At 70.9% G+C, this 14828-nt stretch carries 16 protein-coding genes and 2 pseudogenes; 5 read left to right on the plus strand and 13 right to left on the minus strand.

Annotated features, from left to right (window positions below; all coding sequences use genetic code 11):
- The 13 genes from fliP to CKY28_RS10070 form a co-directional block, all read right to left on the minus strand.
- Positions 1-789 carry a flagellar type III secretion system pore protein FliP gene (gene fliP / locus CKY28_RS10010; RefSeq protein ID WP_425442510.1) on the minus strand — a complete coding sequence of 263 codons (789 nt, stop codon included), beginning with the start codon at positions 787-789 and terminating at the stop codon, positions 1-3.
- An 89-nt stretch (positions 790-878) separates the two neighbouring features.
- A complete protein-coding gene (locus CKY28_RS10015; protein ID WP_095998175.1) occupies positions 879-1133 on the minus strand; it encodes a flagellar biosynthetic protein FliO in 255 nt (84 codons plus the stop codon).
- A 6-nt stretch (positions 1134-1139) separates the two neighbouring features.
- Positions 1140-1430: a flagellar motor switch protein FliN gene (fliN, locus tag CKY28_RS10020; protein ID WP_095998176.1), complete on the minus strand. Its 291-nt coding sequence runs from the start codon at positions 1428-1430 to the stop codon at positions 1140-1142.
- Positions 1427-2392 carry a flagellar motor switch protein FliM gene (locus tag CKY28_RS10025; protein WP_095998177.1) on the minus strand — a complete coding sequence of 322 codons (966 nt, stop codon included), beginning with the start codon at positions 2390-2392 and terminating at the stop codon, positions 1427-1429. The genes fliN and CKY28_RS10025 overlap by 4 nt, the downstream gene beginning before the upstream one ends.
- Positions 2393-2398: 6 nt before the next feature.
- On the minus strand, positions 2399-3043 hold the full coding sequence (locus tag CKY28_RS10030; protein WP_095998601.1) for a flagellar basal body-associated FliL family protein: 645 nt from the start codon (positions 3041-3043) through the stop codon (positions 2399-2401).
- 16 nt (positions 3044-3059) lie between these two features.
- A complete protein-coding gene (locus tag CKY28_RS18675; protein WP_095998178.1) occupies positions 3060-4856 on the minus strand; it encodes a flagellar hook-length control protein FliK in 1797 nt (598 codons plus the stop codon).
- Positions 4857-4894: 38 nt separating this feature from the next.
- On the minus strand, positions 4895-5302 hold the full coding sequence (locus tag CKY28_RS10040; RefSeq protein ID WP_095998179.1) for a hypothetical protein: 408 nt from the start codon (positions 5300-5302) through the stop codon (positions 4895-4897).
- Complete coding sequence (locus tag CKY28_RS10045; protein WP_095998180.1) at positions 5295-6626, minus strand: FliI/YscN family ATPase; 1332 nt, start codon at positions 6624-6626, stop codon at positions 5295-5297. Before CKY28_RS10045 ends, CKY28_RS10040 begins: the two co-directional genes overlap by 8 nt.
- Complete coding sequence (locus CKY28_RS10050) at positions 6620-7345, minus strand: FliH/SctL family protein (RefSeq protein ID WP_095998181.1); 726 nt, start codon at positions 7343-7345, stop codon at positions 6620-6622. The genes CKY28_RS10045 and CKY28_RS10050 overlap by 7 nt, the downstream gene beginning before the upstream one ends.
- Positions 7338-8357 carry a flagellar motor switch protein FliG gene (fliG, locus tag CKY28_RS10055; RefSeq protein WP_095998182.1) on the minus strand — a complete coding sequence of 340 codons (1020 nt, stop codon included), beginning with the start codon at positions 8355-8357 and terminating at the stop codon, positions 7338-7340. Before fliG ends, CKY28_RS10050 begins: the two co-directional genes overlap by 8 nt.
- Complete coding sequence (gene fliF / locus CKY28_RS10060; RefSeq protein ID WP_095998183.1) at positions 8354-10045, minus strand: flagellar basal-body MS-ring/collar protein FliF; 1692 nt, start codon at positions 10043-10045, stop codon at positions 8354-8356. Before fliF ends, fliG begins: the two co-directional genes overlap by 4 nt.
- Before the next feature lies 1 nt (position 10046).
- Positions 10047-10397 carry a flagellar hook-basal body complex protein FliE gene (gene fliE / locus CKY28_RS10065; protein ID WP_095998184.1) on the minus strand — a complete coding sequence of 117 codons (351 nt, stop codon included), beginning with the start codon at positions 10395-10397 and terminating at the stop codon, positions 10047-10049.
- Positions 10394-11659: a sigma-54 interaction domain-containing protein gene (locus tag CKY28_RS10070; RefSeq protein WP_095998185.1), complete on the minus strand. Its 1266-nt coding sequence runs from the start codon at positions 11657-11659 to the stop codon at positions 10394-10396. Before CKY28_RS10070 ends, fliE begins: the two co-directional genes overlap by 4 nt.
- A 239-nt stretch (positions 11660-11898) precedes the next feature.
- On the opposite strand from CKY28_RS10070, the pseudogene CKY28_RS19360 reads away from it, so the two are divergent.
- The 5 genes and pseudogenes from CKY28_RS19360 to CKY28_RS19280 all read left to right on the plus strand — a co-directional run.
- Positions 11899-12312, plus strand: a pseudogene (locus tag CKY28_RS19360) (flagellin N-terminal helical domain-containing protein); the annotation flags it as partial.
- A gap of 693 nt (positions 12313-13005) precedes the next feature.
- Positions 13006-13275: pseudogene (locus CKY28_RS19365) on the plus strand (flagellin); the annotation flags it as partial.
- 261 nt (positions 13276-13536) lie between these two features.
- Positions 13537-14028 carry a YciE/YciF ferroxidase family protein gene (locus CKY28_RS10080; RefSeq protein ID WP_095998187.1) on the plus strand — a complete coding sequence of 164 codons (492 nt, stop codon included), beginning with the start codon at positions 13537-13539 and terminating at the stop codon, positions 14026-14028.
- Between the two features lie 99 nt (positions 14029-14127).
- A complete protein-coding gene (locus CKY28_RS10085; protein WP_095998188.1) occupies positions 14128-14595 on the plus strand; it encodes a hypothetical protein in 468 nt (155 codons plus the stop codon).
- Positions 14596-14668: 73 nt separating this feature from the next.
- Entirely contained in the window at positions 14669-14803 is a 135-nt protein-coding gene (locus CKY28_RS19280) for a hypothetical protein (protein WP_281253232.1), read from the plus strand.
- Positions 14804-14828: the final 25 nt, after the last annotated feature.

Below are 14828 nucleotides of genomic sequence, written 5' to 3' on the forward strand. Positions count from 1 at the left end.
CTAACTCGCGAAGCTGTTGGCGAGGCTGCCCATGGTCAGCGCCCAGCCGTCCACCAGGACGAAAAGGAGCAGCTTGAAGGGCAGGGAGATGATCTGCGGGGACAGCATCATCATGCCCAAGGACATGAGGACCGTCGCGACCACGAGATCGATGACGATGAAGGGCAGGAAGATCAGGAAGCCGATCTGGAACGCGGTCTTGAGCTCGCTGGTGACGAAGGCGGGCAGCAGCACGGCGTAGGGCACGTCGGCGGACGACTTGTACGGGCCCGACTTGGCGAGCTCGGAGAACATGGTCAGGTCCTTCATGCGCGTCTGCTTGACCATGAAGGCGTGGAGCGGCGCGCCCGCGGCCTGGATCATGTCCGTGCCCTGGAGCTGGCCGGAGGCATAGGGCTGGATCGCGTTCTGGTTGATCTGGCTGATGGTGGGCGCCATCACGAACAGCGACAGGAACAACGACAGGCCGATCAGCACCTGGTTGGGCGGCGTCTGCTGGAGCCCCAGCGCCTGGCGGAGCACCGCCAGCACGATCACGATGCGCGTGAAGCTGGTCATCATCAGGAGGATGCCCGGCAGGATCGTCAGCAGGCCCATGATGATAAGGACCTGCAGCGACAGCGACAGCGAACCGCCCCCGCTCTGCTGCTGGCTCAGCTGGCCCAGCGCGCGGTCCACCGCGTCGCCGACGCCGGGCGCGGCCGGGGCAGCGGGCGCGGCCGGGGCGGCTTGCGCGAAGGCGGGCATGGCGACGAACATCGCGAGCAGCACCGCCAGCACCACGAACACCGCGCCGAAGCCGCCGCGCGTCTTGCGCGTGGCTTGCGTGCGGACCGAACGGACGAGCGCGGGCCCCCTGCCGAGGCGAGTGACGGTGATCACGCGTCCACCTTATCGACGAGAGTAACACCGCCGCGCCCGACGGACACGAGCAGGCGCTTGCCGTCGAAGTCGAGTACGGCGAGCCTGAGGCCCGGCGAGATCATCATGGTCTCCTTGACGGAGATCATGCGCGTCGGTGCCTTGCCCGGCATGCGCGCCTCGAGGCGGCGCCAGAGGTAGAGCGAGCCGATCATCAAGCCGCAGACCAGCGGCAGCAGCACGATCAGCTTGAGGACGTAGGACCACATCATGGCGGCTCAGCCCCGCTTGTCGGGGGAGACGAGCTCGGTCATGCGCACGCCGAAGCGGTCGCCCACCGTCACCACCTCGCCGCGGCCGATCAGCGTGCCGTTGACGAAGACGTCGAGCAGTTCGTTGGCCGCGCGGTCGAGCTCGATCACGCTCGACTCGCCCAGCGCGAGCAGCTCGCGCAACGTCAGGCGGGTGGAGCCGATCTCCACGGAGAGCTTCACGTCGACGTCCTGGAGCAGCCGGAAATTGGCCGCGACGGCGCCGTCGACCGGGAAGCCGCCGGTCATGTCGTTCATTCGTCAGTTCCTTGGCGATGATGCAGCTTGGTGAGGCGTACGGCCGCCTGGCCGTTCGATTGGCCCACGATTCCCGACGCGAAGCGGTCGCCGCCGACCATCACCGGCACTTCCGCGCCGAAGCTGATGGGGATGACGTCGCCGGGCTTCAGGTTCATGAGCATGGAGAGCGGTACGACCGGCTCGGCGAGCACGGAGCGGACCGGGAAGGTCACGTCCATCGCCGCGCGGGTCAGCGTGTTGCGCCAGGCGGGATCGGGTTCGGCCTTGTCGAGCACCTTGCCCGTCAGCGTGGGGCCGTGGGGCTTCAGCGCGTCGACGGGGTAGAGCAGGTCGAGATAGACCGGCGCGCCGTCGCCCGCGGCCAGGCCGAAGCGCGTCACGATCAGCGCGTCCTCGGCCGGTACGCCCAGCAGCGCGGGGTTGGCCTCCACGCGCCCGACCGAGAAGCCGATGGGGGCCAGCGGCTCCCAGGCTATCGACAGCGGACGCGCGACCATGCCGCCCAGCCGGGCCACCATCGCCTCGGCGGCGGGGGAGAACTCGGCGGGCATCTCGGCGGGCACCGCGCCCGCGCCTCCGAAGAACAGGTCCAGGAGTTCGAACACGAACTGTCCGTCGAGGACGCACAGCGCGGCGCCCTCCACGGTGCTCATCGGCAAGGGAAGATAGGCGGTCAGACCCTCGGCCCGCTCCGCGCGATAGTCGCCGAAGCGCTGCACGGCGAGCGGCTCCGCCCAGACCCTGAGCTCCCGCCGCAGCAGGGGCTCGAACAGCCCGCGCAGCTGGCGGGCGAAGCGGGCGGACAGGTGCTGCACCGTGTGCAGGTCGCCGAAGGGATTGATCTTGGTCTGGCCCAGCACGCCACCGCTGGCGCGCGCGGCCCCTTCCGAGCGCGCACGGGCGCGACGCTCGGCCGGGGCGGCGGCGGTCAGGTCGGTGGTGTTCGGGCTGTTAACCATGCCCGGTCACTGAACAACGAAGTTGGTAAAATAAACGTTACTGACCCCGCCAAAGCCTTCCTTCTGCTCCAGCGTTTCGTTGATCGCGTGGACGAGCCGGCGCTGCAGCTGGCGTTTGCCGTCGCTGGTGAAGACCTGCTCCTCCGTCGTGTCGCCCAGCGTCATCAGAATGGCCGAGCGGATGGCTATGTCGTTGGTTTTCAGCCGTTCGACGACCGTGTCGTCGTACGGCGTCGACACCGCCACGCCCACCTGGACGAAGTGGACGGAGTTCTGGAGATTGGAGGTGAACTCCTTCTCCATGGCGAAATAGTTCGACGCATATTTTTCGCCGCCGGGCACCTCGGGCACGGGCTTGCCGGCGGGGCCGTCGGCCGGCTTGGCTTCCGATTCGCCGCCGCTCTTCCCGCCTTCGCCTTCCGCGCCGTCGCCCGCGCGCTTCTGCTCGCTCTTCAGCACCAGCTTGGGCTTGGGCTTGTCGTCCTCGGCATGAGCCGCACCGGGGCCGCCAGGCACTAGGCCGGAGCCCGCGGCGAACACGCCGGCGCCCACGCCGCCGCCGACGAGCAGCAGCCCGCCCAACGCGAACACGAGGATCTTGCCCAGCTTGCCCTTCTTCTTGGCCGGCTTCTCTTCAGCCGCGTCACTCATCATTCAGTCCTTTCGATCAGGCGATACGGTGGTCGGTGTCGTCCTCCGCCGCCGGCTCGCTCGATCGCGCGCGGGCCGGGGCAGGGGAGGAGGGGAGGGGGCGGTCGGGCGCGTGGCGGCCGTGCCGCTCCGCGCCGTCGCCGCCGACGGAAGTCTGGCCGAGCTTGAGCCCGCGCGCCTCCGCGGCTTCCGCCAGCTTGGGCTGCGCCTCCTGCAGCATGGCGCGCGTGGCGGCCTGCTCGGCGGCGAAGTGGACGTGGACGGCGTCCCCGTCGCGCTTGACCGATACGTCGATCCGGCCCAGCGCCTCGGGGACGAGGCGGATACGCGTGTCGGACGCGTCGACCGCGTCGCGCAGCCGCTCGATCCGCTCCACCATCGCGAGCGGCCATTGCTCGTGACGTACGTCGAGTGGGGCCGACGCGGCCTCGACGACGGCGGCGGGTGTGGGCCGCGTCCCCTGCAGCTCGCCGATAAAGGCCTGCGCGGCGACGTCGAGCGCGACGGGCCGCCGCACCTCGCGCGACGCGCGGTGGATCTCGGCGGCGAACATCCGCACCGCCGGCCCGATCACGGGGGCGGAGGCGGTCGGCGCGATGACGGGCGCGGCCTGGACGGGTCGTGCAGGCGCTTCGACGGCGCGCGGCTCGGCCTGTCGCGTCGGTGCGTCGGGCGCGGGCAAAACGTCGGCGACCTGGACGACGCCCGTCGCGGCGGCCGGAGTCGCGGGTGCTGTGCTGGGCTGAACGGCCGCCGTCGCGGCAGAGGTCAGAACCGGCGGCGCGAGCGCCGCGACATCGGAAGCGACCGGCGTTCCAGGAACGGACGCGATCGTCGGAGCCGAAGGTACCGGAACCGGTGCGGGCATGCTCGCGACCGCCTCGTCGGGCACGGTCGGCGCGTTCGCGGCCGCGGCGATCGTCGATGCGGAGGCGGTCGCCGGCGGCACGGCGACCTGCGTCGCCGCCGAAGCTGAAGCCCTGCCGGCAGCAACCGCCGTTAATGACGCGTGCGCCGCCGTCGGAGCCGTCGCGACCAGTGCGGGCGCCACCATCGGGTCCGTCATGGGGACGAGATCGGGTCCAATCGCCGGTGTCAAGAGTTGCGGAAGCGGTACGGACGCGAACCGCACCGGACGGTCGGACGGTCCGCTTGGAGTAGACTCCTCGGTCGACGCCCGATCATGTGTCGGCATCACCTCGACAGGAGGTACGGTTCTCGGTTCCGCGAATGGAATCACGAGTTCCGGCGCGTGCGCGTCCCGTGCGGTCGCGAGGTGCTCCCGGACGTCGCCCACGTCGATCGCCCGCGTCGCGACCCGGTCCGGATCGGCGTCGGCCGCGATCTCCACCGTCATCTCCGCGGGGCGGGGCAGGACCGGGCGCTCGGGCCGGCTCCTCAGGACACGCGCGATCGGCACCGGCACGTCGACGATCGGCGGCTCCGCTGAAGCGACGCTCGTGCGTGGCGCGACCGGCGTGGCGGGCGATGACGGGAAGGAAGTCGGCTGCATCGGGTCGGGCCTCGTCGCGGGCGGCGGCACCGGGGTTTGCACGGGGCCGTCGGCGCGCTCGGCGTCCGGCGCGGGCGGAACTCCGCCGGTCACCGCCGCCAGCAGCGCAAGGCCCGTGTCGGGGTCGCCTTCCGGCAAGACGCTGCCGGGATCGGCCGTTTTCTGCCGTGCGTCGCCACCGCCCGGCTTCGCCTGCACCAGCTCCGCCAGCGACGACGCGAACGCCTGCCCGTCGCCGCCGGCGGCGGGAACCGACTTGCCGGCGAGCAGCGAGGTGAGCGCGGATAAGGGTTGGATCATGGGTGGCGAAGTCCGGTCGGGATTGGTCGAGCTTAGGATCAGCAAGGACCGTGCCGTTTCTTGTGGTGCGGCTGGTCCTCGAGAGAGCGCGCCTCGCGACGGAGCGCTTCGAGGCGCGCGCGTTCGAGCAGCTTCTCAACCGCGCTCTGGTCGCGCTTGGCGGCGCGTGCGCCCTCGACGGCGCGCTCGGCCTCGGCTTCCGCCATGGCGAGGCGGTTGGCGGCGACCTGCGCCGATTTATGGAGCCGCTCGCGATAATGCGACTGGGCGAGCAGCGTCGCCGCGCCCCCGCTTGTGGGCGCGACCGCGGCGGCGAGCTGCGCGATGCGGGCCGACATCGCCGCTTCGGACGCGACCTGCGCGTGCGCGCGGGCTTCGTCGGCGCGGGCGAGCGTCAGCTGGAGCGAGCGGACGCGGTGGATGCGCCCGAGCGTATCCTTAGCCATCACCGAAGACGCCGGTCAGCTCGGTCACGGCCTCGTCGAGCGTCACGACCTGGTCGGCGTCCTGGCGGATATATTCTGTGATCGCGGGGTGGTGCGCGATGGCGGCGTCGATCGCCGGGTCCGCGCCCGCGCGGTACGCGCCCATCAGCACGAGGTCGCGATTTTCCTCATAGGTGGCGAGGTGGCGGCGCAGCGTGCGCGCGGCGAGCTGGTGCGGCTTGCCGACCACGTCGGTCATCACGCGGCTGACGGACGGGCCGACGTCGATTGCTGGGTACACGCCGCGCTCGGCGAGCGCGCGCGACAGCACGATATGGCCGTCCAGGATCGAGCGCGCCGAGTCCACCACGGGGTCGTTGCCGTCGTCGCCGTCGGCGAGCACGGTGTAGATCGCGGTGATCGACCCGCCGGTGCGCGCGCAGGTGCCCGCACGCTCGATCAGGTTGGGCAGCATGGCGATGGCCGACGGCGGATAGCCGCGCGCCGAGGCCGGTTCGCCCAGAGCCAGCCCGATCTCGCGACCGGCGTGCGCGACGCGGGTGAGCGAGTCCATGATGAGGAGCACGCGCTTGCCCTCTTCGCGAAACGCCTCCGCGATGGCGGTAGCGCGCAGCGCCCCGCGGATGCGCAGCACGGGCGAGTGGTTGGCGGGGACCGCGACGACCACCGACCGCGCACGCGCCTCGCCGGCGACCTTGGTCTCCAAGAAGTCGGCGACCTCTCGCGAGCGTTCGCCGATCAGGCCGATCACGACCACGTCCGCCTTGGCGGCGCGCACCATCATGCCCAGCAGCACCGACTTGCCGACGCCCGATCCCGCCATGATGCCGACGCGCTGGCCTTGGCCGAGCGTCAGCAGGCCGTTGATCGCGCGCACGCCCACGTCGAGCGGTTCGAGCACGCGGCCACGGTCGAGCGGCGACTGGATGCGGCCGGCGAGCGGCCACTTGCGCGCGCCACGGATAGGGCCGAGCCCGTCGATCGGCTTGCCCGCCCCGTCGACGACGCGGCCGAGCAGCGCGGAGCCCACCTCCGCCTCGCCCGGCGGGCCGATCGGGCGCACGCGCGCCTGGGGCAGGAGAGGGGCGGGGCCGCCCAGGTTCATGAGCAACGTGCGCCCCTGGCGGAAGCCGATCGCCTCCGCCTCGATCTCGTGGCCACCATGACCGCCCACCCTGCACACGGTGCCGACGGGAACGGTCAGCCCGACCGCTTCCATCAGCAGGCCGTCGAACGAGGACAGCCGGCCGGAGACGACGGGGGCGGGCGCGGAACCCGCGCCGCCCAGCGCGTCCAGATATTCGTCGGCGAAGCGCGTCAGCACGAGGGCGAGCCCGTCGGCAACGGCACGCGGTCGATCGCCTGGGCGAGCTGTTCGAGCCAGAGCTCCGGCCCGTCCTCGACCACGGTGGACGCGGCCTCCAGCACGAACGACCCGCGATCGACGTTCGCGTCGCCGGCGGCGAACACGTTGTCGGGCAGCTTGCCCTCGAGCAGCTGGACGTCGTCGGGATGGACGCGCAGCAGCGCGGACTCGCTCTTCTCGGCGAGCAGATCGGTCGCAGCGACGACGCGGCGGCTGAGCAGATCGGCGGATACGCCGACCTCGCCGACCAAGCGGCCGACCAGCAGCATCACCGTCGCGCGTAAGCGTCCGGCCATCGCGTCGCGGTCGATGCGCCCGGCCTGGCCCAGCGCCTCGACGAGGCTCCCCAGCATCGCGCGGTCGCGTTCTTCGGCTTGCGCGAGCGCGGCGGTCGCGGCGGCGAAACCCTCCGCGTACCCCGCCTCGCGCGCCGCCTGGAGCGGGTCGAGCACCGGCTCGTCCAGCGACGGGTCGAGCGGGTTCCAGCCCTCGGTCGGGTCGCCGTCCGGGTCGGCCGGCGAGAAGTGCTTGGGCCCCGTGCCCGCGGGTTTGGGCGCGAAGTGCCGAGGCGCACGCGGCGCGGCGGCGGCGAAGCCCGGCTCGGGCTCCATGACCGCGCGCAGCCGCTCGGCCGGCGCGGCGTGGCGGGGCACGAAGCCCGCGACGAACTCAGACATACTCGTCCTCGCCTGCGCCCATCATGATCGTGCCGTCCTTGGCCAGCGCGCGCGCCATAGCGATGATCGACTTCTGCGCCTCCAGCACGTCGGCCAGCTTCATCGGACCGCGCGCCTCCATCTCGTCGCGGATGCCGTCCGCCGCGCGCTTCGACATGCAGCCGAAGAAGCGCTCGCGGGCGATCTCGTCCGCGCCCTTGAGCGCGCGGGTGAGCACCTCGCCGTCGATGTTGCGGATGAGCGTGCCGAGGTTCTTGTCGTCGAGCTCCAAGAGGTTCTCAAAGACGAACAGCGCCTCCTCGATCTGCTTGGCGATGTCGCGGTCGATCTTGAACAGCTTTGGCATGACGCGCTGCTCGGTCGACTTGCGCGCGCTAGACAGCACCTTGGCCGCCTCCCGCGCGCCGCCCAGCACCACGCCGCCGCCGCGGTTCGCCGAACCCGTCCGGTTCGCGAGCATCGCGCGCAGCGTCTCCACGGCGTCGGGCGTGATCGGCCCCAGCCGCGCGATGCGGTGGAGGATATCGGGCTGCACGGCTTCGGGCAGCTTCTCCAGCACCTGGCCGCCCACCTCGGGCTTGAGGTTCGCGATGAGCACGGCCGCGATCTGCGGGTGCTCCTTCTCGACCATGGAGGCGATCTCGGCCGCGTCGAGCCAGTCGAGCAGCTCGAGTTCGCAGATCGCTTCCGGCGGCGTGATGCGGGCGAGCAGCGACGAGGCCTTTTCCGGCCCCAGCGCCTTGTGCATCACCGTCTCGATCCGTGGGCGGGGATCGAAGCTGATGCCGTTCCGCTCGCGGGCGCGGCCGACGAAGTCGTCGAGCACGTCGTCCACCTCCTGCTCCGACACGTCCGCGACGCTGAACATCGCGGAGCCGAGCTGGCGGACCTCCTCGGGGTCGAGCTTCTGGAGGATGGCCGCGGCCTCCTCCTCGCCGACCAGCATCATCAGCACGGCCGCGCGCTCCACGCCGGTGAAGCTGCGCGCGCCGGGGGCGAGCGCGGTGGTCATGACTTGGCTTCCGTCTTCATCATGTCGCGCACGGCCAGCGCGGCGCGCGCGGGGTTATCGCGGGTGAAGCCGCGGACGGCGCCCAGGCGCTCGTCGAAGCTGCGGCTGCTCTCGATATGCTCCAGCGTGACCGGGTTCTGCACCTCGACGCCGCCCGGGATCGGGTTGCCGTCGGCGTCGAGCGTGAGCGCCCTGGCGGCCTCCGCCTTCTTGGCCGCGGCCTCCGCCTCCTGCCGCTTCGTGATGGCGCGGACGATCGGCCGCACGCCGAACAACAGCACCAGGAGCGCGATCAGGATCGCGGTGGCGTTGCGCGCGATCACCGGCACCCAGGCGTTGTCGTACCAGGCGGGTCCTTCCTCCGTGCCCGCCGCGCCCGCGAACTTGCGGCTGATCACCGTGACGTTGTCGGCGCGCTGCGGATTGAAGCCCACCGCGCTCTTCACCAGGTCGGAGATCTGGGCGATCTCCGCCGGGGTGCGGCGTCCGCCCTCCGGATCGCGGAGCAGTACGGCGACCGACAGGCGCTTCACGCCGCCTGGCGCGGCGCGCGTCACCGAGACCTCGCGGTCGAGGTCGTAGGCGCGCTGGAACCGGTCCTGCTGCTTCATCGGGTTGGGCGGCGGGCCGCCGGCGACCGGCTGAGCCTGCGGCGTGCCGGGCGTGCCGACGGCCGGCTGCGGCGCCTGCATGGTGCTGGCGGGCGGCGGCGTGTTGGACAGCGCGCCCGGAATGCCGCCGGGGTTGGCCGGGTCTTGCTGATAGCCGGTCCAGTCCCCCGTCTCGGCGCGGAGCGCGCCCTGCTTGTCGTAGGTCTCGCGGGTCGCCTGCGTCTCGTCGAGATCGACGTCCGCCTGGACCTCCGCGGTGAAGTTGCCCGCGCCGACCAACGGCGTGAGCAGCTGCTGGAGCTGCTGGCGGTACTTCTCCTCGACGCGGCGCTGGAACTCGATCCGCTTGTCGGAGCCGTTGGCGCCTTCTCCGCCCGACTTGGACAGGAGGCCGCCGAGCTGGTCGACGACCGTCACGTCGCTGGGCTTCATGCCCGGCACGGACGAGGCGACGAGGCTGACGATGGACGCGACCTGCGCGTCGGACAGCGCGCGGCCGGGCTGCAGCTTGACGACCACGGACGCGGACGGGTTCGCCTTGTCGCGGACGAACACCGTCGACTCCGGCATCGCCAGGTGCACGCGCGCCTCGGCCACCGCGTCGATCTCCTGGATCGAGCGGGCGAGTTCCGTCTCGCGCGCCTGGCGCAGGCGCTCGCCCTCGACGGCGCGGGATACGCCCATCGGTAGCTGGTCGAGGATGGCGTAGCCGCCGGGCGCCGCCTTGGGCAGGTTCTGGCTGGCGAGCAGCATGCGCGCCCGGCTGTAATCCTCTTCCGCGACGGTGAGCGCGCCCGTGCCGTCGTCGATCGCGGACGGGATGTTCGCCTGCTCCAGCGCGGCGGTGACCGCGGCCTTGTCGGCGTCGGGCAGCGACGGGAACAGCGTCTTCTGCGGCGGCGAGGACAAGGTCGCCCAGGCGAGCGCGGCCGCGCCGACCAGGCCGACCGCGGCCACCGCGGGCCCGGCGCGCCGGACGGCGGGCTGCGCCATCAGGCCCTTGATCTGCTGGAGCGGGTTGGCGAACCGCTCCGGTACGGCCGGGGTCGCCCCGGCGGGTGCTAACGCTTGCGCCATCTTACACCGGCATGCTCATGATGTCCTTGTACGCGGCAAGGATCTTGTTGCGGACCTGGAGCGTCGCCTCGAAGGCCACGGAGGCCTCCTGTCGGGCGAGCATCACCTTGGCGATGTCGACCGTCTCGCCGCGCTCGTACATCTCGGAGAGCGAGCTCGCGCGGTTCTGCGTGTCGTTGACCGACTTGACCGCCTGCTCGAACGTCGCCGTGAAGCTCTGCGCGTCGGCCGGCGTCTCGGCGGGCGAGGACGGCACCGCGCCGGCGCGCGACAGCGCGGCGTTGCGCTCGAGGATCTGGGCGCGGATCGCCATGACGCGATCGACGCCGCTGAGGCCGGAGATGGCGTTCATGCCGCACCCGCCCGGGCGAACTCCTCGCCCTGTTCACGCGCCTTGGCGAGGCGGTAGCGGAGCGTACGCTCCGAAATGCCGAGGCGGCGCGCGGTTTCGATCCGGCTGCCTCCGCACGCCGCGAGCGTCTCGCGGATAGCGGCGAATTCGCTCATCTGAACGACCTCCCCCAATGTGGTCCCACCAGCGTCGGACCGTGCCGGCGCGGCCGACGCGGCCGGCCGATCGAAGATGATGTGCTCGGGCCCGATCGCGTCGCCGCCGGCGAGCAGCAGCGCGCGCTGGACCACGTTCTCGAGCTCGCGGACGTTGCCCGGCCAGTCGTGGCGGCGAAGCATGTCGACGGCGGCCGCCGTGGGCCACGGCACGGTCGCGCGGTGGCCCGCATGGCGCAGCACCATGGTTGCGGCGAGCGCGGCGATGTCGGCCGGGCGCTCGGCCAGCGCCTTGGTCGAGAGCGGAAACACGGACAGGCGGTAGTAGAGGTCGGCGCGGAAGCGGCCGGCGGCGACCTCCGCCTGCAGGTCGCGATTGGCGCAGGCGACCACGCGAACGTCGACGGGGACGGGCGTCACCGCGCCGATCGGTACCACCTCGCGCTCCTGGAGCGCGCGGAGCAGCTTGGCCTGGAGCGCCAGCGGCATCTCCGCGATCTCGTCAAGCAGCAGCGTGCCGCCGTGCGCGGCGCGGAAGAAGCCTTCGCCGCCCGAGCTGGCGCCGGTGAACGCGCCCTTCTGATGGCCGAAGAGCAACGCTTCGAGCATCGATTCCGGCAGCGCCGCGCAATTGATGGCGATAAAGGGACCGTCGCGGCGCGGCGAGTTCATGTGGATCGCGCGGGCCAGCACCTCTTTGCCGGTGCCGGTCGGGCCGTTCACGAGCACGGTGATGTCGGCGCCCGAGACGCGCTCGGCCAGCGCGAACAGCGCCAGGCTTTCCGGGTCGGCGGCGGTGGGGACGTCGGGGCCGGCGGCGATGGCGCGGACGAGGCCCATGCCGATCTCCCCGTCCCGCGGCCCGAAGGCTACGCGGGCGGGCTTGCCGTCGCGGAACGGGCGACAGGACGGCGCGCCCTCCGCCTCGGCGACGACGATCGTGCGGGCGGGCAGGGACACGGCCTCGCCGTCCTCGACCAAATGGAGGTCGCGGGCGCCGGGCTGCCCCTCATCGGTCGACCCGATCGCGAACCCGGCGGTGCGCAAGCCGGAGAGCAGCGCGTAGCGCCTGCTCAGGACCGCGGCCGATGGAAAAATCCTTCTCATGCAATTCCCCTGTGGTGAGTGGGGGATGCGCGCCGAATGGTTAACGCGGCGTAAAATCGCCGCCCTTCCGGCAGAATTTTTCCGGGTGCGCGTCGCCCGCACGGGCGGGCCGCGCGCGCGAGGGGTCTGCGTTTTTCGTCCTAAAGCTCCGGCGGCGGCGGCCGTTTCCCCATTCGGCGGCTCGGCCTTCCGCTGATGGGGGGCGGCGGGGATACGCCGAACACTTACGGAGATCAGTGATGACCGTTATCGGAACCAACACCTCGGCGACCCGCGCGGGCAACGCGTCGCGCCTCGCCAACATGCAGCTCCAGACGGCGATGGAGCGCCTGTCGACCGGCAAGCGCATCAACTCGGCCAAGGACGACGCCGCCGGCCTCGCCATCTCCTCGTCCATGTCGGCGCAGATCCGCGGCATGAACCAGGCGGTCCGCAACGCCAATGACGGCATCTCGCTGGCGCAGACCGCCGAGGGCGCGCTGAACGAGGTCACCTCCATGCTGCAGCGCATGAAGGAGCTGGCCACCCAGTCCTCCAACGGCACGCTGCGCGACAGCGACCGCACCGCGCTCCAGGCCGAGATGACGCAGCTGACCGCCGAGATCGCGAGCGTCAGCAAGACGACGACGTTCAACGGCGTCAACCTGCTCGACGGGTCGGTCACCGGCGTCAAGCTGCAGACCGGCATCAACGCCGGCGAGTCGATCAACATGAGCATGGTCAAGGCCACGTCCGGCGCGCTCGGTCTTCAGGCCGAGAAGGTCGGCCTCGCGGTCAACGCGGCGCTCGCGGCGGGCGACCTCACGATCAACGGCCAGGACGTCGGCGCGGTCGCGACGGTGGACGCCCTGGCGGTCGCGAACGCGATCAACGGCTTTACCGGCACGACCCGCGTTACCGCCAAGGCGGAGAACTGGGTGACCGCCGACGTCAGCAACATCCCGGCGACCGGCACGTTCACGATCACGCCCGGCACGGGCACCGCGGTCGCCGTGACGCTGACCAGCGCGGAGAACAACGTCGACGCGCTGGCGGCCAAGATCAACCAGGTGTCCGGCACGAACGGCAACATCGCCGCTTCGGTCGAGAACGGCCGCCTGAAGATCGTCAGCAAGAACGGCAGCAACATCACCATGAGCGGCACCACGTCGTTCCTGACCAACGCCAAGGACATCACCGACGCCGCCGTGACCCCGGTCACCGCCGCCGTCGAGGGTCGCCTCACGCTGACGGCGGAGGCCGGCGCGTCGCTCAACATCGCGGGCACGGCCGCCGCCGACGCGGGTCTGGGTACCGGTCAGATGAGCTTCTCGGCCGTCTCCATCGCCAACCAGACCGGCGCCGTGGCTTCGCTGGCGGTAATCGACGCCGCGATCGAGAAGGTCTCGGCCGGCCGCGGCGACCTGGGTGCGGTGCAGAACCGCCTCCAGTCGACGGTCAACAACCTCACCAACAACGCGACCAACCTGACGGACGCCCGTAGCCGCATCGAGGACACCGACTACTCGGCCGAGACGGCGCAGCTCGCCAAGGCGCAGATCCTGAGCCAGGCGTCGACCGCGATGCTCGCCCAGGCGAACCAGAGCCAGCAGGGCGTGCTCAAGCTGCTCGGCTAAGCGAAAAGGCCCGGCGCCGGCACCTCCCCCCAAAACGGGTGGCGGCGCCGACCTTCAGGACCCGTCCTCCCGGACGGGGCCCGCCAGACCCCGGCGACTCAGAGACGAGGCGCCGGGGTCTTCGCGTATCCGCAAACCCATGTTGGTCCGCCGCGGCAAGGGGTTGCCGCCGCGCGCCGGAGCGGCGGAACGTCCGTCCCCGCCGGCGGTAGGGAAGGGGCCGGCCACGAGCGCCGGCTTTCCCGAACCGGAGCATGAACCATGGCGGACGACAATCTAAAGGCGCTGATCGCGCAGGGCCTGACCGCGATGCACGCGGGCACGAAGGTGGCCGAAGGCGCCACGCAGGAGATCCAGGACGACGCGCGCAGCCCCGAGCTACGCCAAGCGCTGGAGCAGGGCTCGCAGCAGTCGCGGCAATGGGCGCAGCGAATCGAACAGGCGTTAACGGAGGTGGGCGGCCCAACCAGCGAGAACAGCAACCCGATCCTGGAAGCGCATTACGAGGTGAGCAAGCGCATCCGCGGGCAGGCGCCCGACGACCAGTCCCGCGACCTCGGCATCATCGCCAACGGCCAGCTCGCGCTCCATTACTGGATCGCGGCGTTCGGCACGATGCGCAACTATTGCGAGAAGGCGGGCATGAGCCAGGCCGCGCAGAACTTCCGCCAATGCCTGGACGAAGCCAAACAGGCGGACGAGCGGCACAACGAGATCGCCGAGCAGCTGCTCAGACGGCCGGCGATGGCCTGATCGGCGCACCCCTCGCAATCCGGATCCGGCCTGCCAAGCATGGGATCCGGATCGCATCGGGCGTCCGCGTTAGCACCATGGTGACCGGGCGCGCATATCATGCGCCCCGTGTCGAACGCCGCACGGGACGAATATCCGGGCCAGACTGCTACGCCCGCGCAGCTATGCTCGCTGGCGGACGAGTACCGACTGGCGGCGAAGGCGTTGGCGCCGCTCGGGCGATCGGGTGATCCGCGGTCGCGATCACCGTTCCGGCTCGTCGCGTTGCAGGCCATCGAACTCTACCTTAACGCGGCGCTGATCCATTACGGGCACGACGCCGTCCTCATCAGGGGATTGCAACACGACATGGCCAAGCGGGCCGAACTCGTCGCGGCCGGCCTGCGGTTGCGGCGGAGAACCGCCGGCCATCTGGTGCAGTTGGGCAAGCGTAGAGAGTATCTGCTCGCCCGTTACGACCCGTCCTCGGGAACCCTCTTGTCGGAGGTGAACAGGGTGACCGCCACCTTGGACGAGGTCGCGCGCAAAGTCGCGACTCTGCTGAACCAGGTACGACCCTCGGCCTAAAAGGGATCGTTCCATATCCGGAACGCTAAGGCCCGCCCCCGCGTTACCCCGTCCTCATTGTAGGAGGTGTAACATGGCCGACGTGAACCGGGACGAGAACGTGTCCGTCTCCCGCGCAAACTTCAACGTGGGCGGCATCATCGCCGCGATCGCGCTTCTGCTGCTGGTGCTCGGGCTGCTGAAGTATTTCGGCGTGTCGCCGATCTGAACCTCAACCCCTCTCCCGCTTTCGG

The sequence above is a fragment of the Sphingomonas lenta genome, from assembly GCF_002288825.1.
Classification (GTDB): domain Bacteria; phylum Pseudomonadota; class Alphaproteobacteria; order Sphingomonadales; family Sphingomonadaceae; genus Sphingomonas; species Sphingomonas lenta.

Coding starts and splice junctions, on each gene's coding strand:
- CKY28_RS10015 (WP_095998175.1), bottom strand. CDS start 1,133: ATGATGTGGTCCTACGTCCTCAAGCTGATCGTGCTGCTGCCGCTGGTC.
- fliN (WP_095998176.1), bottom strand. CDS start 1,430: ATGAACGACATGACCGGCGGCTTCCCGGTCGACGGCGCCGTCGCGGCC.
- CKY28_RS10025 (WP_095998177.1), bottom strand. CDS start 2,392: ATGGTTAACAGCCCGAACACCACCGACCTGACCGCCGCCGCCCCGGCC.
- CKY28_RS10030 (WP_095998601.1), bottom strand. CDS start 3,043: ATGAGTGACGCGGCTGAAGAGAAGCCGGCCAAGAAGAAGGGCAAGCTG.
- CKY28_RS18675 (WP_095998178.1), bottom strand. CDS start 4,856: ATGATCCAACCCTTATCCGCGCTCACCTCGCTGCTCGCCGGCAAGTCG.
- CKY28_RS10040 (WP_095998179.1), bottom strand. CDS start 5,302: ATGGCTAAGGATACGCTCGGGCGCATCCACCGCGTCCGCTCGCTCCAG.
- CKY28_RS10050 (WP_095998181.1), bottom strand. CDS start 7,345: ATGTCTGAGTTCGTCGCGGGCTTCGTGCCCCGCCACGCCGCGCCGGCC.
- fliG (WP_095998182.1), bottom strand. CDS start 8,357: ATGACCACCGCGCTCGCCCCCGGCGCGCGCAGCTTCACCGGCGTGGAG.
- fliF (WP_095998183.1), bottom strand. CDS start 10,045: ATGGCGCAAGCGTTAGCACCCGCCGGGGCGACCCCGGCCGTACCGGAG.
- fliE (WP_095998184.1), bottom strand. CDS start 10,397: ATGAACGCCATCTCCGGCCTCAGCGGCGTCGATCGCGTCATGGCGATC.
- CKY28_RS10070 (WP_095998185.1), bottom strand. CDS start 11,659: ATGAGAAGGATTTTTCCATCGGCCGCGGTCCTGAGCAGGCGCTACGCG.
- CKY28_RS10080 (WP_095998187.1), top strand. CDS start 13,537: ATGGCGGACGACAATCTAAAGGCGCTGATCGCGCAGGGCCTGACCGCG.
- CKY28_RS10085 (WP_095998188.1), top strand. CDS start 14,128: ATGCGCCCCGTGTCGAACGCCGCACGGGACGAATATCCGGGCCAGACT.
- CKY28_RS19280 (WP_281253232.1), top strand. CDS start 14,669: ATGGCCGACGTGAACCGGGACGAGAACGTGTCCGTCTCCCGCGCAAAC.